The sequence below is a fragment of the Neobacillus terrisolis genome (assembly GCF_051233475.1).
Classification (GTDB): Bacteria; Bacillota; Bacilli; order Bacillales; family Cytobacillaceae; genus Bacillus_BU.
Genome location: NZ_JBKFGH010000006.1, coordinates 210,285 through 231,415, shown reverse-complemented (window position 1 = coordinate 231,415; position 21,131 = coordinate 210,285). Strand labels below are relative to the sequence as shown.

The window sequence follows — 21,131 nt, the reverse complement described above, 5'->3', positions numbered from 1 at the left end:
TCTATTTTTCTGTATCCAAAATTTAATTAAACCAACTTTATCATAATTACCATTCGTCTGTAAATCATTTTCTAGGAATTAGCCGGTTGCTTTTGACGGTTTTTTGGGTGAACAATACTTGGCCGAATTTTATCGCCAGGCACACTTGTACGGATCAAAATTTGCCAAGCTGCTCTTGGATTAAATGGAAGAAACGGCCACAGATAAGGCGTATTTAATGAGCGGATTGCCACTAATAATAAGAAATATACGGTAGAGCCAATGACGAATCCTGGTGCATGAAAGATTGCAACCGCGATTAACAACATTAGTCTGCCAATTTTATTTGCAATACTTAGTTCATAGCTTGGCGTTGTAAACGTACCAATTGTGGCAAGGGAAGCATAAAGAATCACTTCAGGGACAAATAAGCCTACTTCAATCGCTATTTGACCAATTAACACCGCAGCAATTAAGCCCATTGCGGTTGAAAGAGGTGTAGGGGTATGTATTGCTGCTAGTCTTAAGAATTCAAGCCCAATATCAGCTAGGAAAAGCTGGATTACAATTGGAATATTTGTATGCTTATTTGGTCCGATAAACGCTAGCTGCTCTGGTAAAAAATGGGGCTCTACAACGAACAGAAACCATAAAGGCAAGAGAAATATCGAGATTATAACCCCAAGGAAGCGCACCCATCTTACAAACGTTCCAACAGCAGGTGATTGACGGAATTCCTCTGCATGCTGCATATGATGAAAGTAAGTCGTCGGCGTTATGATGACGCTCGGTGAGGTATCGACATAAATCAGGACATGCCCCTCTAAAAGATGCGTGGCTGCCACATCCGCTCTTTCGGTATACCTAACAAGTGGATAAGGGTTATACCCCTGCTTTAGTAAAAATTCTTCTACAGCTTTATCCGCCATTGTTAAACCATCTATTTTAATAGCTTGTATTTCTTTTTTAATGATGCTGATAAGATCTGTGTCGGCTACGTCCTTAATATAAGCAACGGCAATATCGGTCTTTGAGCGTTCCCCAACTTTAATGATTTCAAATCGAAGTCTCTCATCACGAATTCTTCGTCTCGTTAACGCTGTGTTTACAACAATATTTTCGACAAAGCCATCTCGTGAACCACGGACAACCTTTTCTGTATCAGGTTCTTGCGGCTGGCGCCCAGGATAACTTCGGACATCGACCACCAAGGCTTTTTGCTCACCTTCAATCACCACTACCATTAAACCAGACAACACCTGATCTACCATTTCATCTAATGTTTCAATTGGTTTAACAGATTGATGAATGAGATGATTTTCAATAATATGGAACAGGTTTGCAGATAGCTTTTCATGATCGTTGATCCGGATCAGCGACTCCATTATTTCCATAATGAACTGAGTATCCCCCAGCCCATTAACATAGTAAAGATGGACATTTTTCCTGATTATTTTAAGCTTTCGAACCCCTAGATCAAAGCTGCTTTCCAGGCCAATTTTTTCTTTAAAAAAATCCTCTATTTCTTCCACTGACTCGGGAATTGGAATCTTATCTTTTGTTTTGGCTGCCATAATATCCACTCCTTTCTAAAATGATATCTACAGCTTTTTTCGTAATGGGAGACCCTCTTTCGTAATGATCATGCTGAGCCATTTTTCCAATGTCTCCGATTCCAACAATAATTGGAACATTAAGCTGATCTAAACAATAGACCGTGTCCCCGTAAAGCCGCCCTATTTCCAGTTCGGGTTCACCATATTTATCGACTCCATATGGTGTTAATACCCCCTCCCTATCAATGCAAACATCCACTTTCGTCCATTCAGCCTGCCTCGTTTTAGCCGCAACCGCTATGATACCTAAAACGTCGATGTCCTCGTGGGTAGCTACATGTTTTAATGCTTCTTCACCGGCTCCTTCGCCAACATACCCACTATCATCAAACATGACAAACACGGGGTCATAGGGAGTTTTTTTGATGTGCTTAACCAATTCCGGACCAGTTAATATAGACGGATTCCCATGGGACATCGAAATACACCTACCGCCAATTTCTGCTGCCACTGTTTCTACAGACCTTCTTGCATAATCATCACCATCTGTAATTAAAATGACCCTTCTCCGTTGATTCATGATGTTATTCCTTCCCGTCTAGCGTTAATTTACAAAATAGATCCAATGAAACAGTGAACCAAAAACCTTCCCTAATACAATTGCCATCATCAGGATTTCGATCCGGTCCTCAATTCCCACACGTTTGGCTAAAATTGGGAAAACATTTAATACTTCCGTTAATCCGGCAGCAAGCATTCCAACAAAGACACCACCGGTTAAACCAAGGATGATTAATAAAAAGGATGGGAGGATAATGATTGGGTCTCTAAGACTAGCGAAGGTTCCAAAAACAGCCCCAAAAACAATCGCCCATTCATAAAAATGAATCATTTTCATCGTTTTAGATAACTGGGTTAATCTTGGAATGATTCCCAAGACGGTTAAAAAAGCCACAAAACCCGCTCCAACTGCTAAACCACCGGCAAGACTAATAAAGATAACAAGGATAAGATCAATGATCATCGATATGCTTCATACTTTCTTTGTTTTCGTGCATGATGACATATTGATCTATATCTTGCTGATAATTAAACATTTCCACTTCGAGGGGGCTTGGTTCTTCATTAATTCTTTTCCTAAAGAAATGATTAAAGAAAAGCACCATCCCAAGTCCCAAGCCGAAGGAGTATGGAATTTGAAATAGGAGCGGCTTCACTTCTTTTTTTCCTGTGATAATCGTATACAACCTTTGTTGAACAATTTGCATGCTGACATCTTCATGAAAGTTCATAATCGTTAGGGCGGCTCCGAAAAATAATAAAAACCAAATTAACAGAAAAGCGGGCAACGAAAACTTTCTTTTTTTAAAAATAACCTCAACAATCGTCTGTGATGGTCCAATCATCTGAACCTCGTAGTCTGGAAACACCTTTGTTATTTTCTTTATTACGGTCATCGCATCTACCACAACAATATTTCGATCTTCATTTTTCACTTGATAAACTTCGAGTACGCGAATTTGTTTATCAAGGTGATCATCAGCAATAATTTGAGCGATATCCTGTATATATACTTTTCCCTCTTGTCGAACTTGGCTGCGGTTCCTCATGCGAATGTAGATTGTTTTTTCCATCCCATTCACTTCCCAAACCAATGATTTCTTATAAGTAGTATGAGTTACAGAAATTTTTTCATGTTGGCCAAATTTTGGAGGTAAAGAACAAAAGCGCAAGCGCCCGGGTAGCTCACGACAGGACTGGAGCACATCGACTGAGATAAAGGAAACACGAAGAGCGATAGCGATTCGATGTTGACTTATCGTAGGGAGGTGGGCGAAGTCCACTAGGAGCTGGGCGAGTCTAGCGTTGTAAAAGTTATCCACAGCATAAGAATCTGTTATTTCCTAAACAAAGAAAAAAACCGCACGGATTATAGATCCATACGGTCTTTCATGTGCTGGAGAATCTTTTTCTCCAATCTTGATACTTGAACTTGGGAAATCCCTAGCCTTGCAGCAACCTCTGATTGAGTCTGATCCTTATAATACCTAAGGTATACAATTAATCTTTCCCGATCATCAAGCTCAAGTATGGCTTCTTTTAGGGCAATTTTGTCGAACCATTTTTCTTCATTTCCATCATCAATTTGATCTAACAACGTAATGGGATCCCCGTCATTTTCAAATACAGTTTCATGAATGGAGGTTGGTGTTCTGCTAGCCTCCTGTGCCATGATAATATCTTCAGCTGAAATCTCCAAAAACTCAGCCAACTCATTAACAGTTGGGATTCTGCCAATCGTTTTAGACAGTTCATCTTTAGCCTTGCGTATTTTGTTCCCTAATTCCTTTAATGATCTGCTTACCTTAACGGTTCCATCATCTCTAATGAACCTCTGGATCTCACCAATAATCATTGGAACGGCATAAGTGGAGAATTTAACATCATACGATAAATCGAATTTATCGACCGACTTTAACAGTCCAATGCAGCCTATCTGAAAGAGATCATCTGGCTCATAGCCACGATTTAGAAATCGCTGAACAACAGACCATACAAGCCTCATGTTTTTTTCAACAATCAAGTCCCGGGCGGCTTGATCCCCTGTTTGGCTTCTTTTAATCAGTTCTTTCACTTCATGGTCCTTAAGATAGATCTGCTTACTATTGTTTTTTACCTCCACATCCATAGGCAAGACTCCTTAATTGCACAGCATTTTGTTCTGTGATAAATGCTTTCGTAACGTGACGATCGTTCCATTGCCTGTCTGCGAAGTAACCTCTACATCATCCATGAAGTTTTCCATAATGGTAAAACCCATTCCAGACCTTTCTAAATCTGGTTTTGTTGTAAATAGAGGTTGACGGGCTTCTTCCACGTCACGAATACCGATTCCCTCATCTCTGATTTTCATTTCAACAAAACCATCCTCTAATGTAACGGATATAAAGACGATCCCCTTCGGATCATTATCGTAACCGTGAATAATCGCATTTGTTACTGCTTCAGATACAACGGTCTTAATTTCGGTTAATTCATCCATTGTCGGGTCTAACTGGGCAATAAATGCTGCTACAGTAACCCGGGCAAACGATTCATTTTGGCTTAATGCGCTAAATTGCAGCTCCATTTTATTTTTCATATGTCAGGCTACCCCCAATCTTTGTAAAGCAAATTCTTCCGTCTGCTCTAACCGAATGATTTTAAATAATCCTGACATATCAAATAATCTTTTAATTGCTGGAGAAATTGCGCATACCACCATTTCACCATCAACCTGTTTAATTTGTTTATATCGGCCTAAAATAACCCCTAGTCCCGAACTATCCATAAATGTCAATTGTTCTAGGTTTAAAACAATATGTCGGATGTTAGAATCCTCTATTGCCTTGGATGCAAGTTCGCGAAGCTGTTCAGCTGTATGATGATCCAATTCTCCAGCTAACCGAATGCATAAAACGTCATGCTTTATATCCATATCAATGTTTAGACTCACTATCCAATGCCTCCTTATTTGGTATAGTGAGTCAATTCGTCACAAGTAAAACGGTTTCCTTCTTAATGGACAAAACTAGTGGGTATTCGCTAAAAGAAGTTGTCATAAGCGTAGATTCGACAGTTAATCCCCAATTTTAGAAAACATTCCAAAGGAACGCTTATACAATTCCCACCAAGTTGCTGTTTTTACGGTCTGATTGGATACAAGCGGACTTTCCATAACAACCTTTCCCTTGCTGACAAGCTGAAGTGTTCCGACTCGGTCACCTTTTGTGATTGGAGCCTTAATATTTTTATCGATGATAAATTTTTTCTCAACTTCAGCGATATTTTCACCCTTTTTCGTTAATAACGAAATCGGTTCACTTGTCACGACACCAACGGTCTTCTTATTCCCTTTACTCACTTTTGCAAGTGCTACCGCGGTATTGCGCTTATAGATCGGATGAGTCTTGTACTGAGAAAAAGCAAAATTTAACATTTTGGTAACCTGGGCATTTCTTTCCTTCGATGTTGGTGCACCAAATACAACTGCGATTACACGCATTCCATCTTTTTGGGCGGTAGCTGTTAAGCAATATTTCGCTTCGCCCGTAAAGCCCGTTTTTAAGCCATCCACTCCTGGATAAAAACGAACAAGCTTATTCGTATTTACGAGCCAAAATTTCTTATCAGTATTTTCACGCAAGTACGCTTCGTACGTGCCGGTAAACCTTGTAATGTCTTGATATTTTAAAAGTTCCTTTGCCATCATCGACATATCATGAGCAGTGCTGTAATGATCTTCTGCAGGCAGACCTGTTGTGTTTTTAAAATGAGTGTTTTTCAACCCCAGTTCCTTCGCTTTAGCATTCATCATGTCCACAAACGCGGGCTCTGAACCAGCAATTCGTTCAGCCATGGCAACACTGGCATCATTTCCTGAACCGATGGCAATTCCTTTTAGCATCTCTTCTGTCGTCATTTCTTCGCCAGGCTCTAAGAAAATTTGCGAACCACCCATGGACGCTGCGTATTCACTGGCACGGATTTTCTCCTTCCAATCAAGCTTTCCTTGGTCGATCGCTTCCATGATTAAAAGCATGGTCATAACTTTGGTCATACTGGCTGGTGGTAATTTCTCATCACTATTTTTTTCATATAAAATCGAGCCTGTATCTCTTTCAATTAAAATGGCAGACCTGGCGTTGTCGACAAGCTGTGTACTTTGTTCTTGTTGTTGTTCTTCTGCAGAAACTGTTGGAATGACTAATGTTAGACTAAGTAATATCGCTATTACTATCGATACGTTTCGTTTCATAACCATAAACCTCCCATTCTTAATAGCCTTCATTTTTTCCATTAAAACCATTTTTATACAGTTTTCTATTATTAAAGGGAATATTTTCTTTTACTATTCTTAGACTAGTTACCCTTAAAAAAGGGCATAAAAAACACCAAGTTTCACCTTGGCGTTTTTTCAAATTTATTCAGTTATTTGCTCATAAATAAGACTTGGTGCCTTTACTTCACCTTGTGATAACCTGATGCTTTGATAGAGTTTCTCTTGCACTTCAGCAACGTTTTCAAAATTACTATAGATTGTGACAAGGGATTCACCTTTCTCTACTTTATCCCCAATCTTCTTGCGGAGCACTAGTCCTACCGCCAGATCAATAGTTGACTCCTTCGTTGCTCTTCCGGCACCAAGCAGCATTGCAGCTGAACCAACAGCATCTGCAACTATTTCTGCAACATATCCATCGTCTTTAGCCGGCAATTCAAACGTATACTTTGCTTGTGGGAGTTTAGCAGGGTCATCGACAACCGAACCGTCCCCGCCCTGTGAAGATAGAAACTGCTTCATTTTTTCAAGCGCTGAACCGTCTTCGATTGCTGCTTGTAAAAGTTCACGAGCCTGTTCGAGTGAATCAGCTTTTTCAGCAAGGTAAACCATATAACTGCCTAGCGTTAAGCAAAGCTCCGTTAAATCCTTTGGACCATCACCGCGCAACGTGTCAATTGCTTCTTTTACTTCCAATGCATTGCCGATCGCAAATCCAAGCGGCTGACTCATATCGGATATAATAGCCATCGTCTTTCGGCCGACATCGTTTCCGATTCCGACCATTGCCTTGGCTAGTTCTCTTGCTTCATCAAGAGTTTTCATAAAAGCGCCTGCACCCGTTTTTACATCCAAAACAATCGCATCGGCACCAGCGGCAATTTTTTTACTCATAATGGAGCTTGCGATCAACGGTATGCTGTTTACTGTTGCGGTTACATCACGAAGTGCATAAAGCTTTTTATCCGCAGGAGTTAAGTTTCCGCTTTGACCAATGACAGCCAGTTTATTCTTATTTACAAGTTCAATAAATTCCTCATTCTCAATTTCCACATGGAACCCCGAAACAGACTCAAGCTTATCAATTGTCCCGCCCGTATGCCCTAAACCGCGCCCGGACATTTTTGCAACCGGAACCCCAACGGCAGCAACTAATGGACCGAGTACCAAAGTGGTTGTATCCCCTACTCCGCCTGTTGAGTGCTTATCCACCTTAATTCCTTCAATCTTCGAAAGATCAATTTGATCTCCCGATTCAACCATTGCCATCGTTAGATTGGCCCGCTCCGTGTCTGTCATTCCTTGAAAAAAAATGGCCATCGTTAAAGCACTCATCTGATAATCGGGTATATCGCCCGCGGTATATTGACTAATAATAAAATCTATTTCCGCTTTCGCCAGTTCAAGACCATCTCGTTTTTTTTCAATTAAATCGACCATTCTCATTTATGAACACCACGTTTCTCAATATTAACTATGATCTTCTCATTTAAGTGAAGCAACAATCGCTTTTATATATTTAATAAAATTAGCTTTAACTTTTTCTGTGGTTTCGATTACTTCATCATGAGTAAGCGGTTGATCCAAAATTCCCGCTGCCATATTGGAGATACACGATATACCCAACACATTCAGGCCAGCATGCCGGGCCACAATGACTTCTGGTACAGTTGACATTCCAACTGCATCCCCGCCTAACGTTCTCAGCATTCTTACTTCAGCAGGAGTCTCGTAGGATGGACCGGTATTCCCGACATAAACTCCTTCCTTAACAGGAATTTGTAATTGTTCTGCAATCCCTTTTGCCTTATCACGCAGAAAACGGCTATAAGCTTCCGATAAATCCGGAAAACGGGGGCCAAGCTTAGCATCATTTCGACCGATAAGTGGATTTGTGCCCATATTATTAATATGATCAGCGATCAGCATTAAGTCTCCAGGCTCAAAGCTTTCATTAATCCCACCGGCTGCATTGGTTACAATCAATGTTTCGACCCCTAATTGCTTCATTACCCGAACCGGAAAGGTTACTTTTTCAAAGCTGTAGCCTTCATAAAAGTGGAAGCGCCCTTGCATGGCGACAACCTCTACTCCATTTAATGTTCCGAAAACAAGCTGACCAGCATGCCCCTCCACTGTAGAAACCGGAAAATCCGGAATCTTATCATAAGGTATTTTTACGGCATTTTCGATTTCATCGGCAAGAACTCCTAAGCCTGAACCAAGAATTAACCCTATTTTCGGGACAGCCTCATACTGCTCATGCAGGTATTTTGCAGCGTTTTCAATTTTTTCAAAGTTCATTTTCTTCACCAACCTTAACGTTTAATCTAGTTCATGTAAAAAGCTCGTTCCAAAATCCGGTGCCTTTACATTAAAGTTTTCTGCTATGGTTGCGCCGATGTCCGCAAAAGTTTGGCGCAGCGGCAATTCCTTGCCTGCGTTCATCTTTTTTGAATAAACGATTAAAGGTACGTATTCGCGTGTATGATCTGTGCCGTGATGAACAGGATCATTTCCATGGTCCGCTGTGATCATTAATAAATCATCTTCATTCATTTTTTCCAATACTTCGGCAAGACGCACATCATACTCTTCTAACGCCTTTCCATAACCGATTGGATCACGACGATGGCCATATAGGGCATCAAAGTCGACTAAATTGACGAAGCTTAATCCTGTAAAATCGACATCCAATGACTGTAGCAATTTATCCATTCCATCCATATTGGATACCGTTCTCCAGGATTGTGTAACACCTTCACCATCATAAATATCCGATATTTTCCCGATTGCAATAACATCCAAGCCTGTATCGGCTAATTCATTCATTACTGTTCGTCCAAATGGTTTTAACGCATAATCATGCCGATTTGCCGTTCTTTTAAAATCGCCTGGTTGACCGATAAAAGGTCTGGCAATAACCCGGCCCACCATATATCTCTCGTCCAACGTTAATTCTCTAGCCATTTTACAAATTTTATATTGCTCTTCAATCGGAACAATGTCCTCATTGGCAGCAATCTGCAAAACCGAATCCGCCGATGTATAGACGATTAAGTCCCCGGTTTTCATATGTTGTTCACCAAGTTCATCCAAAATTTCTGTGCCACTAGCGGGCTTATTCCCAATAATCTTTCTCCCGGCTCGAGACTCAAGCTCTGAGATCAATTCATCCGGAAAACCTTCCGGGAATACCTTGAAAGGGGTTTTAATATTTAAACCCATGATTTCCCAATGTCCTGTCATCGTATCTTTTCCGACTGAAGCTTCCATCATTTTCGTATAGCACCCAAGTGGAGCGATGGCTTTTTCAATTCCCTTTATTTCTTTTATATTGCTTAGTCCTAACTTCCCCATATTGGGCATGTGCAAGCCGTTCATTTTTTCCGCAATATGTCCCAAAGTATCTGAACCTTTATCACCAAAATGTTCAGCATCAGGCGCTTCTCCAATTCCAACTGAATCCATAACAACTAAAAATACTCGTTTGTATGTAGGCATAATCAGTTTCATCCTCCTTCGGTTGAATCTGTTTTTACATTTATCTTTAGAATTCCCTTCTGACAATCTGAATAACCATTTTTATTTGTCAGAAGTCTGACATCTTAATTGTACTCAAAAATAGTAGCAAGAGACAAGAAAAAGCTGCGTTTTTTTCGACAGCTTTTTTCTCTTCTATTAAACTATCAAGCTCGCGGATGAAATTGGCTATAAACATCCTTCAATCTTGTTTTCGTTACATGAGTGTAAATTTGCGTTGTAGAAATATCCGAATGCCCCAGCAATTCTTGAACAGCGCGGAGGTCAGCCCCATTTTCGAGCAAGTGGGTAGCAAACGAATGCCTCAGTGTGTGGGGGGTTAATTCCTTTGTAATCCCCGCATTATGGGTGAGTCGCTTTAAGATTTTCCAAAAGCCTTGTCTAGTTAACCTTCTACCAAGATGATTCAAAAACAACGCATCGTCTTTTTGTTTTTTTAAAAATAAATGTCTTCCATTTTCTAAATAATCTTGTAATGCCGAGGTAGCGGTCCTGCCAATTGGAATGATTCTTTCCTTGTTTCCCTTCCCGATACAGCGAATAAACCCCATCGTTAAATGGACATCACCTAAATTTAAACCGATCAGCTCACTTACCCGTATACCAGTAGCATACAGAAGCTCAATCATCGCTTTATCCCTTCGTCCAAAATGGTCGTGAACCTTAGGTGAGTCTAGCAATTTTTCTACTTCCTTTATGCTTAACACCTTGGGCAAAGATTGATCTCGCTGTGGAGATTCAATATGAACCGTCGGGTCCCGTTCCACCGCTTTGTCTCTCAGCAAAAATTGATGAAAAGCACGGAGTGAGGCAATATGCCGGGCAATCGTTTTCGATGATTTCCCTTGATCCTTTAATGTTGCTAAAAAACGAATGATTTGAAACCGTTGAACTTCATTAAGGTCGGTCATCAGCTCGGTTGTCTTTAAATAGTTCAGATAACTTCGAAGATCCCGTTCATAAGATATGATTGTGTTTTTTGCCAGTCCTTTTTCTACAATTAAAAAATGGATAAAATCTCGAAGCCGATCTTCCATGATATCATTACTCCCCATTTAAATAAAACAATATTAGCCGGTCAAGCCAAGGCATATTTTGTCCGTCTACAGGTGCTGATACTTTCAGTGCTGAGCCCTCTGGCTCATCGTAGCGATGATAATTTTGATACTCTTCATTGACCCACATCATTCCATAATAAAAAAGGATCGTGCATCCCGTAAACAGAATAAAGACCTTTATCGATTTTATAAAAAGCTTAAACCATACTTTCATTTTACATCCTCCAGCCGTTTACTACTAGTACAAGGTATGCCAAAGGTGGTAGGATTTATACCTTTTCTACTATTTTTTTAGGCTGGGTGAAGCTTCTTGTGGATTTCCGCTTCAGGTGCTCGCTTTCCGCGGGGGAGTCCGGGAGCCTCCTCGGCGCCATAGCGCCTGTGGGGTCTCCCGTGACACCTTCTCCCGCAGGAGTCTCGCACCTTCCGCTCCAATCAACAAGAAGCTTTGACAAAGCCATATTTTAAAATGAAAGTTATAAAAAAGAGGCTGACTTATTTTGGTGTAGCCCTTGAGCACTGCCAACTTGCGTGGTAGTGAGGGAACCGGAATAAAATCAGCCTCTTTTATTTAATCTTTTCTTGTTTCTTTTTCCTGGCAGCGATGACAAATTCCATGGAAGGTTAATCGGTGGTCTTTGATTTTAAAATTCCATTTCCGCTCAACTTCCGCCTCAACATCATCAAGAAGATCCTCCTGGATTTCATCCACTGATCCGCATTCTATACAAACTAAGTGGTGATGAAAATGGGCGGCTCCCTCTTGACGCAAATCGTATCGGGATACCCCATCACCGAAATTTATTTTATCGACAATTTTCAACTCGGTTAATAATTCCAATGTTCGGTATACAGTAGCTAGACCAATCTCAGGCGATTTTTCTTTAACGAGGAGGTAAACATCTTCGGCACTTAAATGATCCTCTTCATGTTCTAACAAAACTCGAACCGTTGCTTCGCGCTGGGGTGTTAATTTATAGCTGGATGAATGCAGCTGCTTCTTAATTCGTTCTATTCTACTTTCCATACTGACAGTCCCTCCCTCGCCAATTTCCATTCTCATTATAACAGAAGGAAAGCCAGTTTCAAAAACAATTATTCTAAATAAGAATAAATATTTATTTTTATATAATAATTATTTTAATTTAAGACAATGAGTTTATCACTGCCTTCATCAATGAAGGCGACAGATACGCTTCTATTGCGGCCGCTATAAAGATGCAAACCATTGCCGCTGCCAGGGTTAAAAAATAGCGCGACAGCATTGGCATAAACGGATTGCTGATTTTTTTCATAAACTGCCTGCGAATCATTTGCAATGAAAAAGTAATCGTCATCACTGCCATGATGATAAAGACCGGAATAATGATAAAGTTTTGCGGGAGAATGGAAACAAATGAAAGGAAAAATCCGTCCCAGCCCATTTGATTTACTAAAAAACCAACAGTAAAGCCGACTACCATTCCTTTAATAAAGAGGAGAATAAGGATGACCGGTAAGCCGATGATCGATATACCCAACAGCCACATTAACCCTATATATTTACTATTATGAAGCAGGCTTTGTTTGAATAAATCATTTGACGACGCTTCTTTCCCATCTGTCAGCTGACCGAAAAATTGTGACAAATAATAGAACAAATCCTCTTTTTGCGAAAAACTTAAACTATTTACAACGACCGCCCCAAAAATAACTCCCATCAAGAAAAGCACAATCACGAAAATATAGACTGAGGAATATTCACGAAAATGATTGGCCGCGACGTTCTGGTATAATCTCTTCTTCATTGTCTTCCTCCTAAAATTAATTAGTACATTCTATGCTTGTCTACTATTTCTATGACTGGATCTTTTTCATTACTAGAGTTCTTTTTTGGGCTTTGCTATATTTGGCTGTTGATTTCCGTTCCAGGTGCTCCCTTTCCGCGGGGGAGTCCGGGAGCCTCCTCGGCGCTATAGCGCCTGCGGGGTCTCCCGTGACACCTTCTCCCGCAGGAGTCTCGCACCTTCCACTCCAATCAACAGATAGCATTACATCAACATTATTCTTTAACACAGCCATGAACAAAAACAGTCCACCTAGATAAGGTAGACTGTTTTTTGTGATTAATCGGCTATTTTTCCGTATTTTCCACCGCCGCCAGCTAAGAGGTTTAACTCCCCTTGGCGAGCCTTGATGATCAGTTCAGCTACTTTTTCCGGAACCACCTGCTTTAAGGCTGCCTCCGGAACTTCATGAAGAATCGCCATTTCCGTGCCGAAATGATCCAATAGCTTTCTTAGCAGCTTTGGCCCAAGGCCTGGAATAAAATCAAGTGGCACTTGATGAACATAAACCGGGCGATTTTCCGGTGAGTACTCGGCCGTCTTTAATTCTAAAATCCGGTCTGCCACACCCTTCACTGTTTTTGTATCCTGACACTGAGGACAACACGGTTCCTCAGTTGAGTATTGAGTTTGGCATGTAGCACATACCGTTTGATGATATTTTCCAAGCAGCGGATCTAAGCCATAGTTGGCGACTATTTTTCGATCGCCTTTAAGATGCAGCGCTTTTTTCAGTTCGGCAAATGAAGGTTCTTCCATTGCGATGACCTGGTATTCTCGGGCTATTTTCGGAAGAGAATGGGCATCCGAATTTGTCACAAACGAATATTGATGCAACTCGCCTAGCTGGTCCGCCATTAACGTATCCGAGCTTAAGCCTAATTCAATTCCATCAATTTGCTCTGGATTAAGAACTTCAGTTAGGGAACGAATCACTCCCTTACCATAAAGGCTTTTAAAAGGAGTAAATACATGAGCCGGGATAAAAATTCCGGACAGTTCCTTGACCTTGATTTGAAGCTCTCTCCCACTAGCATAGATTCGTTGTGAACTAAGGTTGATATTTTTCAAATGACCTGAAAGCCAGCTAGAGAATTCTTTCATCGCCTGAAGTGTTGGAAAATAGCAAAGCAAATGGATCGGGCCTTGGCAATTCTCGTCGTAGATTTCCAATTCCGAGCCAGGAATCACCGTCAAACCTCCATAGCTTAACCCGCCATCAGGAAGCTCTGTTAGTTCACCTTTTTCCATCAGCTTTTCGATTTCGATAATCACTTCAGGCGAATGGCAATCAATAATTCCAACCATATTTAAGCCTTTTTCATTTCGAGCATGATCAATTATATTGGAAAAAGTCAGAGATTTTGCTGCTGTTATTTTTACTGCTTTTCCGGTAAAAGTTCTGCCGATATGTATATGCAAGTCAACGTAATAATGCTTCATTAGCGTTTCAGTGCCTCTTTCAGCTTTAAGTATTGAACAGCGAAAATGGTTTTCGCATCATAGATTTTTTGTTGTTTGATATATTGTTCTGCTTCTTCGAGTGATAATTCTAGCAGATTGATGAACTCATCCTCATCTTGTTCAGCAGGATTTTCTTTTTTCGAAAGGCCGCGCGCTTCGTAAACATGAACAATTTCATCAGCAAATCCCGGGGAAACATAAAAGGAATTCACCAATTCTAGCGTTTCACTAACATAACCAGTCTCTTCTTCCAACTCTCTTGCTGCGCAAGAAAGCGGGTCTTCTCCCTTTTCTAGCTTTCCGGCTGGGATCTCTACCAGATTTCGTTCCAGTGCTTTCCGAAATTGCTCGACCATGACGATTTTGTTATCGGCTGTTACAGCAATCACAGCAACGGCTCCGGGATGTTTTACTATTTCCCGTTTTGCTGTTTTTCCATCCGGCAGTTCAACATCATCAACCTGCAAACTGATTACCTTTCCGGTAAAAATATGTTCCGTTTTAATCGTTTTTTCTTCGAGGCGGCTCATTTTTTTCCGTCACTCCTGTTCTATTCCGATATGGTAGACTCATACATTTTACCATACTTTAATTTTGGGGGAGAAACGAATGAAAATCTATGTTCATGATAAAGGCTTCGTCCTCGTAGGAAAAGCATGGGAAATTAAAAGAAAGATTGCCGAATACCGCCGCCGCTATGAATTGATGATCGATTGGGCAGAGGATATCACTCGCTAAGCCTTAATCGTAAAAACGATAAATTTGTATCACACTTCATCCATTCGATAGAATAGAAAAGAGCATACAGGAATGGAGTGAGGCAATTGGAGAAACGACAATTAGGCCGTTCTGATCTTTTCGTCAGTAAGCTGGGCTTAGGCTGTATGACACTTGGGACAGAGGAAAAAACGGCTCGCGGAATTATCGAGGCAGCATTAGAGGCTGGCATTAATTATTTTGACACGGCTGATTTATATGATTTTGGAACAAATGAAAGTATTGTTGGACAAGCACTGAAGGCTGTCCGGGATCAGGTTGTTATCGCGACAAAAGTTGGTAACCGCTGGCGGGATTCTAAGGACGGCTGGAGTTGGGATCCATCGAAGGCTTATATAAAAGAAGAAGTAAAGCAAAGTCTAAAGCGACTCGGAACGGACTATATTGATTTGTACCAGCTTCATGGCGGCACTTTGGATGACCCAATTGATGAAACAATTGAAGCATTTGAAGAATTAAAAGCGGAAGGGTTTATTAAATATTACGGAATTTCTTCGATTCGCCCGAATGTCATTCGCGAGTATATTTCTAAATCGAACATTATCTCGGTTATGATGCAATATAGCCTTCTCGATCGGCGCCCTGAAGAGGAAGCCTTGCCGCTTCTACAGGAAAATGGAATTAGTGTGGTGACACGAGGACCGCTTGCGAATGGCTTGCTGAGCAGTAAGCTGCTTGATAAAGCATCGACCCGGGTCCGAGAAAATGGTTATTTGGATTATTCCTACGAGGAGTTGGCCAAGCTTTTGCCGCTGTTTCGTGAAAAACTTAGTACGGCTTCCGGGCGGCCATTTACGGAAATAGCGATACAATTTAACCTAGCCAATCCAGCCGTTACATCGATAGTCGCTGGTGCCAGTTCGGTTAAACAACTTCGCGAGAATGCGGCTGCTGTTTGCAGCTCCCCGCTGACTGAGGATGAGATTGAGCTGATTCGGTCGCTGACGAAAGCAAATCGATATGATCAGCATCGATAAGTTTTTTTATAGATGAATTTTGTTTAGCGTATGATTGTTTTTAGCGCTGCGGACTTTAAGGGGGTTTCCGTTTTATGGCATTGATGGGGGCGAGTGAGCCATATCGCGAATAACATGGGCATATCGCTTGAAGCTTGTACCATTTATTTTAATCTTGACCCATATATTTTGAAAGTTGGACCATATCTTTTTAGCCCCCTTACTAATTTGGACACCTAAATTTAGTAGGAGTACAATTTAGTCATAAGGGGAGGAGTCCACTATGAGTAAGAGAAATAGTGTGATTGAAGAAGTTAAGAAAAAATATGTTCGTATGGCTTTAGAGTCAGGAAACATAGCGTTTATTGCAAGAAAATTAGGTATGTCTAAAAGCACATTAGGTAGTTGGGTCAATGTGTATCGGGATGAAGTTGAACGTGAAATGGCTAATGAAGGAATACTTCCACTAACTCAGCCCCCTGCTCCCAACGATTTACAAGCCAAGTATGAAAAGGCTATGAAGCTCTTAGGTGAAAAGGAACTTGAAGTAGCTCTTCTTCGTGAGCAACTAAAAAAAAAATTTCCGGGTTAAGTGACCAAATAAACTTAGCTAATGAGTGGATCCATGAGGGCTTTCCAGCCCTTCGAGTTCTAAAAGCTTTAGGAGTGCGTCGATCCACCTACTATTATCGAGAATCTCATACCCCTTCTCCTAAAAAGAACACTGGAGGGCGGCCGATTCCAGGGTTTTCAAGAAAAAAAGATGGGAAAAGGGTTCTTGATTCATCTATTAAGATTTTTATAAATAGGCTACTTGATGGCGAGGATTCCGTATATGGTTACCGAAAATTAACTCGCTGCTTACAGCGGAAATATAAGCTAATCATAAATAAAAAGAAAGTGTATCGTTTGTGTCAGGAAATGGATATATTACTCCCTCAACGTGAGAAAAAGAATAAACACCCTCGGCGTATATCTAGAAATCACATGGTAACCGGTCCGAACCAGCTTTGGCAACTGGATATTAAGTATGGCTATATCGCAGGATCTCGTCGATTCTTTTTCCTCGCCAGTGCTATAGATGTTTTTGATCGTACCATTGTAGGTATCTACAAAGGAACAGAGTGTAAGACCAAGTCGATCACAAGAATGTTACAGAAAGCCCTATTAAAAAGAGGAATTCCTTCAGAGGAATTAACAAAACTAGTTATACGGACTGACAATGGTCCACAGTTTTGTAGTAAAGCATTTTATGAATTTTGCGAAGCCCATAAGGACCAACTAATTCATGAGAGAATCCCACCTAAATCGCCAAATTATAACGCTTATATAGAGTCATTTCATAGTGTACTTGAACGAGAATGCTTCCAAAGACATGAATTTAGGACACTTGAGCAAGCATATAAAACAGTTGACGATTATATCGATTTTTACAACAAAAGGAGGATTCACGGTAGTTTGTTTGATCGTACTCCTAAAGAGTTCTTAAAACAGTTTGAAGCAGGACTAATAAATCATAAAAAACCAATCGCTGTATAGATAAAAAAGTTTTTTTAAAAACAAAGGAATCGTGAGAAAACATGAGTATATGTCCAAACTTAGGGGGTTGACCCGATATATTTCAAAAGTTGGTCTATAAAATTTTTCAGATAGGTCATATCCACAATTAGAAGGCCATATAGCCTCTTTTATGAGCATATAATTGTCTAAAATCCTGAGCATTTTCAAAAAACAAGCTCAATTTGAATAAAAAACCTTGTTTTCACTCAAAAAATCAATTTTCCGCAGCCAAAATTCACGAAATCAATCATTTTTCAAAAGAAAAAGGCGCCTGTTACGAAAACAGGCGCCTTTTTTGCGTTTGCGGCAATGGACCGTATGACCACATTCATACGTTTAGCCTTCCGGCATGTTCATTGACTTATGCAAATTAGCTCATCGCTTAATAAATATAGCATCCTCTTAACTGAATAACAAGAAGAATTTTGTTCCATTAGCTTCTTTCATGATCTTTATTGAAAACAGGGAGCTTTTTCTTCAAAGTAAATAAAAAATTAACATAAAACTTCCCATAAAAAATTATAATGTAATTAATTCATTTTCTTTGCCAATCGTCCCACAAATTTTGTACAATTAAACTATCAGTAAGGCTAAATAATTTTTCCAAATTTCATATCTTATAAACTTTGAAAGGTGTTGAAGATTATGGCTAAAAAACCAGAAACTAAGAAAATCTCCGTAGATTCACCCGTTACTTTAAAAGGATTTGTAAAAGCCATCTTTAACGATACAATTCATGTACAAATTGGTGGAAAAATTATCCCTATTCCTGCTAATGATCTACAGCTTGATAAATAATATTTTTGTAAAAAAGAGCAGCTAATCAGCTGCTCTTTATTTGATTAAGCCAAGCCCCCCCATGCTTCATCAATCGTTTCCTGAAAAATAGAATTCAACTGGATGGTTATATCCTCTCTCTTCTCACTCATTGATTTAGCATAGTCTTGAACACGATCTATTTCTGTTTTTACATAATCATGGATGACTAAGGACTTCAGTTCCTGTTCAAGTCCTTGCCCAGCCCTTTTTCTTTCCATTATAGCTAAGAGTTCTTGCTTTAGTGGACCAGGACTTAACATTTTGTCCACCAACACTGGAAATTCCACAGGTGGAAAAGTGTTGTAAATCTCAATCCATTTACAGGCTAGAATCGGACGAAGCACGTAAAAATATTTCTTTATCGTCACTTTCTCTCCCTGCATATAGACCTGAAAATTACGTTTAGCCATATTTAAATAATGATGCATGGCTGATTGAGGCGAAAAAGCTTTTGTCTCGATTTCCTTCAGTTTTTCGATGAGTGACCCCGTTTGGAAATAAACGGTTCCCGAATGGAGCCACTCTAATAAATGAGGATTTGCTTTTTTTAAAAGGCGGAGCGCTTTACGTAGCTCCCAGCCATTAATATCGAGACGGTCATCACTTGGAAGTTCAATCACATCTCGTTGTTCATCAATGGATAAATACCATTCCTTAGGATGGGCATATACAAATCGAACATCATAGTCACTATCTTCCCCGGGTATTCCCCATGCCCTGCTTCCCGCCTCAACTGCAAAACAAACTTTTACGTTAAACTGTTGCTCAATATTTTGGATGGTTGTGACAATTTTTTGTTTCATGGTTCCATCACCTACAAGATCACAGTAAGGTATTTTTAATTTGCAGTGGTCAAATTTTTATTGATAAATCTCTCCACCGCCAGCTTTAAACTCTTTTGCTTTTTCTGTCATACCTTCATCAATAACCTTACCAAGTTCGCCCTCTTTTTCCAATGCCATTCCTCGAATATCATGAGAAATTCTCATGCTGCAGAATTTCGGACCACACATCGAACAGAAATGTGCTGTTTTCGCACCTTCGGCAGGTAAGGTTTCATCATGATACTCCATCGCCCGTTCCGGATCAAGGGACAAATTGAATTGATCACGCCAGCGGAATTCAAATCTTGCTTTAGAAAGGGCGTCATCACGCTTTCTGGCACCAGGATGACCCTTGGCCAGATCAGCAGCATGTGCAGCGATTTTATAAGTAATGACGCCTACTCTAACATCCTCTTTGTTTGGTAGACCGAGATGTTCTTTAGGCGTTACATAGCAGAGCATGGCCGTTCCAAACCAGCCGATCATCGCTGCGCCAATTGCCGAAGTAATATGGTCATAGCCTGGAGCGATATCGGTAGTAAGCGGTCCTAATGTATAAAATGGCGCTTCTCCACAAATCTCCATCTGCTTATCAACATTTTCTTTAATCAAATGCATCGGCACATGACCCGGTCCTTCAATCATAACCTGAACGTCATGCTTCCAGGCAATCTTTGTGAGTTCCCCCAACGTCTCCAGTTCGGCAAATTGTGCCTCATCATTCGCATCAGCAATCGACCCGGGCCGCAAGCCGTCCCCAAGCGAAAAAGCTACATCATACTTTTTCATAATTTCACATATTTCCTCAAAATGTGTATAAAGGAAATTTTCTTTGTGGTGGGCTAGGCACCATTGCGCCATAATCGAGCCCCCTCGTGAAACAATCCCTGTCACTCGCTTGACCGTTAAGGGGATATACCGCAGCAAAACACCAGCATGGATGGTAAAATAATCAACCCCTTGTTCTGCTTGTTCAATTAGCGTATCACGAAAAACCTCCCACGTTAAATCCTCCGCGATTCCATTTACTTTTTCAAGAGCTTGGTAGATTGGTACTGTTCCTACAGGTACTGGACAATTGCGAATAATCCACTCCCGGGTTGTATGAATATTTTTTCCGGTTGATAAATCCATCAGCGTATCAGCGCCCCAGCGGGTTGCCCACCTCATTTTTTCTACCTCTTCTTCAATCGATGAGCTTACGCTTGAATTACCAATATTAGCATTAATTTTCACATGAAAGTTACGACCAATAATCATCGGCTCACTTTCAGGGTGATTTATATTTGAAGGGATAATCGCCCGGCCCCATGCAACTTCTTCTCGAACAAATTCCGGATCGACATTTTCCCTAATCGCAATATACTCCATTTCAGGTGTAATCACGCCTTGTCGTGCGTAATGTAATTGCGTGACGTTTTCACCCGTTTTGGCCCGCAGCGGTTTCCTTTGTAAGCCTGGAAAAACTTCCATATTTGCAAGTGGGGCGTCTTGTTTGTAGCCATTATCCTCAGGTTTAATTGCTCGTCCTTCATACTCTTCGACGTCTTCACGTTCAAGAACCCAGTGTCGTCGCAGTGGGGTTAACCCTTTTCGAATGTCAGTGTCGTATTCATAATCTGTGTATGGACCGCTAGTATCATAAACCCGTATAGGTGGATTGTTCTCCTCCCCGACCGTTCCGATTGTTGGACTCAACTGAATTTCACGCATCGGCACTTGAATATCAGGTCTTGAACCTCCAACATAAACCTTTTTACTTCCTGAAAAACTAGATAAAATTGACAGATTTAGATCAGTAATCGACTTGTTCATCATTATGTCCTCTCCTCTTTTAATTTTGACTCTGTTATTGGCTGTTGATTTCCTCTCCAGGTGCTCAGCGACCCAGCGGGGGAGTCCGGGAGCCTCCTCGGCGCCGTAGCGCCTGTGGGGTCTCCCGTGACA

Annotated in this window: 24 protein-coding genes; 5 read left to right on the top strand and 19 right to left on the bottom strand. The window is 40.7% G+C overall.

Translation table 11 applies throughout. From position 1 onward, the window contains the following. Positions 1-71 precede the first annotated feature (71 nt). From ACI48O_RS05090 to ACI48O_RS05010, 17 genes are all read right to left on the bottom strand, one after another. Positions 72-1,553, bottom strand: coding sequence for a spore germination protein (locus tag ACI48O_RS05090; RefSeq protein ID WP_435560649.1), 1,482 nt, complete (start codon positions 1,551-1,553; stop codon positions 72-74). Then, on the bottom strand, positions 1,531-2,115 hold the full coding sequence (gene spoVAEA, locus ACI48O_RS05085) for a stage V sporulation protein SpoVABEA (RefSeq protein ID WP_435560648.1): 585 nt from the start codon (positions 2,113-2,115) through the stop codon (positions 1,531-1,533). The genes ACI48O_RS05090 and spoVAEA overlap by 23 nt, the downstream gene beginning before the upstream one ends. Positions 2,116-2,139: 24 nt before the next feature. Continuing rightward, positions 2,140-2,559: a stage V sporulation protein AB gene (locus ACI48O_RS05080; RefSeq protein WP_435560647.1), complete on the bottom strand. Its 420-nt coding sequence runs from the start codon at positions 2,557-2,559 to the stop codon at positions 2,140-2,142. Next, positions 2,549-3,169, bottom strand: coding sequence for a stage V sporulation protein AA (locus tag ACI48O_RS05075; protein ID WP_435560646.1), 621 nt, complete (start codon positions 3,167-3,169; stop codon positions 2,549-2,551). The genes ACI48O_RS05080 and ACI48O_RS05075 overlap by 11 nt, the downstream gene beginning before the upstream one ends. A gap of 296 nt (positions 3,170-3,465) precedes the next feature. Next, positions 3,466-4,224 (bottom strand): RNA polymerase sporulation sigma factor SigF, encoded by a 759-nt coding sequence (gene sigF / locus ACI48O_RS05070; RefSeq protein WP_435560645.1) that lies wholly within the window; start codon positions 4,222-4,224, stop codon positions 3,466-3,468. 12 nt (positions 4,225-4,236) lie between these two features. Continuing rightward, on the bottom strand, positions 4,237-4,677 hold the full coding sequence (gene spoIIAB, locus ACI48O_RS05065) for an anti-sigma F factor (RefSeq protein ID WP_435560644.1): 441 nt from the start codon (positions 4,675-4,677) through the stop codon (positions 4,237-4,239). Positions 4,678-4,680: 3 nt separating this feature from the next. Beyond that, on the bottom strand, positions 4,681-5,031 hold the full coding sequence (gene spoIIAA / locus ACI48O_RS05060; RefSeq protein WP_435560643.1) for an anti-sigma F factor antagonist: 351 nt from the start codon (positions 5,029-5,031) through the stop codon (positions 4,681-4,683). A 123-nt stretch (positions 5,032-5,154) separates the two neighbouring features. Next, positions 5,155-6,333 carry a D-alanyl-D-alanine carboxypeptidase family protein gene (locus ACI48O_RS05055; RefSeq protein WP_435560642.1) on the bottom strand — a complete coding sequence of 393 codons (1,179 nt, stop codon included), beginning with the start codon at positions 6,331-6,333 and terminating at the stop codon, positions 5,155-5,157. A gap of 165 nt (positions 6,334-6,498) precedes the next feature. Continuing rightward, complete coding sequence (locus tag ACI48O_RS05050) at positions 6,499-7,803, bottom strand: pyrimidine-nucleoside phosphorylase (protein WP_435560641.1); 1,305 nt, start codon at positions 7,801-7,803, stop codon at positions 6,499-6,501. A 39-nt stretch (positions 7,804-7,842) separates the two neighbouring features. Beyond that, positions 7,843-8,661 carry a purine-nucleoside phosphorylase gene (locus ACI48O_RS05045; protein ID WP_435560640.1) on the bottom strand — a complete coding sequence of 273 codons (819 nt, stop codon included), beginning with the start codon at positions 8,659-8,661 and terminating at the stop codon, positions 7,843-7,845. Between the two features lie 21 nt (positions 8,662-8,682). Further along, the gene (deoB, locus tag ACI48O_RS05040; RefSeq protein ID WP_435560639.1) at positions 8,683-9,861 is read right to left on the bottom strand and encodes a phosphopentomutase; all 1,179 of its coding nucleotides are present in this window, start codon (positions 9,859-9,861) and stop codon (positions 8,683-8,685) included. Between the two features lie 185 nt (positions 9,862-10,046). Further along, positions 10,047-10,937 (bottom strand): site-specific tyrosine recombinase XerD, encoded by an 891-nt coding sequence (gene xerD, locus ACI48O_RS05035; protein ID WP_435560638.1) that lies wholly within the window; start codon positions 10,935-10,937, stop codon positions 10,047-10,049. 7 nt (positions 10,938-10,944) lie between these two features. Continuing rightward, the gene (locus tag ACI48O_RS05030; RefSeq protein WP_435560637.1) at positions 10,945-11,172 is read right to left on the bottom strand and encodes a YqzK family protein; all 228 of its coding nucleotides are present in this window, start codon (positions 11,170-11,172) and stop codon (positions 10,945-10,947) included. Positions 11,173-11,529: 357 nt separating this feature from the next. Next, complete coding sequence (gene fur / locus ACI48O_RS05025; protein WP_435560636.1) at positions 11,530-11,985, bottom strand: ferric iron uptake transcriptional regulator; 456 nt, start codon at positions 11,983-11,985, stop codon at positions 11,530-11,532. A gap of 118 nt (positions 11,986-12,103) precedes the next feature. Next, positions 12,104-12,745 carry a stage II sporulation protein M gene (gene spoIIM / locus ACI48O_RS05020; protein WP_435560635.1) on the bottom strand — a complete coding sequence of 214 codons (642 nt, stop codon included), beginning with the start codon at positions 12,743-12,745 and terminating at the stop codon, positions 12,104-12,106. Between the two features lie 318 nt (positions 12,746-13,063). After that, on the bottom strand, positions 13,064-14,227 hold the full coding sequence (locus tag ACI48O_RS05015) for an endonuclease Q family protein (protein ID WP_435560634.1): 1,164 nt from the start codon (positions 14,225-14,227) through the stop codon (positions 13,064-13,066). Continuing rightward, the gene (locus tag ACI48O_RS05010) at positions 14,227-14,778 is read right to left on the bottom strand and encodes an NUDIX hydrolase (RefSeq protein ID WP_435560633.1); all 552 of its coding nucleotides are present in this window, start codon (positions 14,776-14,778) and stop codon (positions 14,227-14,229) included. The genes ACI48O_RS05015 and ACI48O_RS05010 overlap by 1 nt, the downstream gene beginning before the upstream one ends. 79 nt (positions 14,779-14,857) lie before the next feature. Here ACI48O_RS05010 and mciZ point away from each other — a divergent pair, with 79 nt between their 5' ends. The 5 genes from mciZ to ACI48O_RS04985 all read left to right on the top strand — a co-directional run bounded on the left by mciZ (position 14,858) and on the right by ACI48O_RS04985 (position 18,339). Then, a complete protein-coding gene (gene mciZ / locus ACI48O_RS05005) occupies positions 14,858-14,986 on the top strand; it encodes a Z-ring formation inhibitor MciZ (protein WP_435560632.1) in 129 nt (42 codons plus the stop codon). A gap of 86 nt (positions 14,987-15,072) precedes the next feature. Further along, on the top strand, positions 15,073-16,002 hold the full coding sequence (locus ACI48O_RS05000; RefSeq protein WP_435560631.1) for an aldo/keto reductase: 930 nt from the start codon (positions 15,073-15,075) through the stop codon (positions 16,000-16,002). Positions 16,003-16,264: 262 nt separating this feature from the next. Beyond that, complete coding sequence (locus ACI48O_RS04995; RefSeq protein WP_435560630.1) at positions 16,265-16,573, top strand: transposase; 309 nt, start codon at positions 16,265-16,267, stop codon at positions 16,571-16,573. Then, positions 16,561-17,520, top strand: a complete 960-nt coding sequence (locus ACI48O_RS04990) for an IS3 family transposase (RefSeq protein ID WP_435560738.1) — start codon at positions 16,561-16,563, stop codon at positions 17,518-17,520. Before ACI48O_RS04995 ends, ACI48O_RS04990 begins: the two co-directional genes overlap by 13 nt. A gap of 666 nt (positions 17,521-18,186) precedes the next feature. Further along, positions 18,187-18,339 (top strand): hypothetical protein, encoded by a 153-nt coding sequence (locus ACI48O_RS04985; protein WP_435560629.1) that lies wholly within the window; start codon positions 18,187-18,189, stop codon positions 18,337-18,339. A gap of 44 nt (positions 18,340-18,383) precedes the next feature. Here the strand turns inward: ACI48O_RS04985 and ACI48O_RS04980 are convergent, their stop codons facing one another. Continuing rightward, positions 18,384-19,163, bottom strand: coding sequence for a nucleotidyltransferase domain-containing protein (locus ACI48O_RS04980; protein WP_435560628.1), 780 nt, complete (start codon positions 19,161-19,163; stop codon positions 18,384-18,386). A 57-nt stretch (positions 19,164-19,220) separates the two neighbouring features. Then, entirely contained in the window at positions 19,221-21,002 is a 1,782-nt protein-coding gene (gene thiC / locus ACI48O_RS04975) for a phosphomethylpyrimidine synthase ThiC (RefSeq protein WP_435560627.1), read from the bottom strand. Between the last annotated feature and the right edge of the window lie 129 nt (positions 21,003-21,131).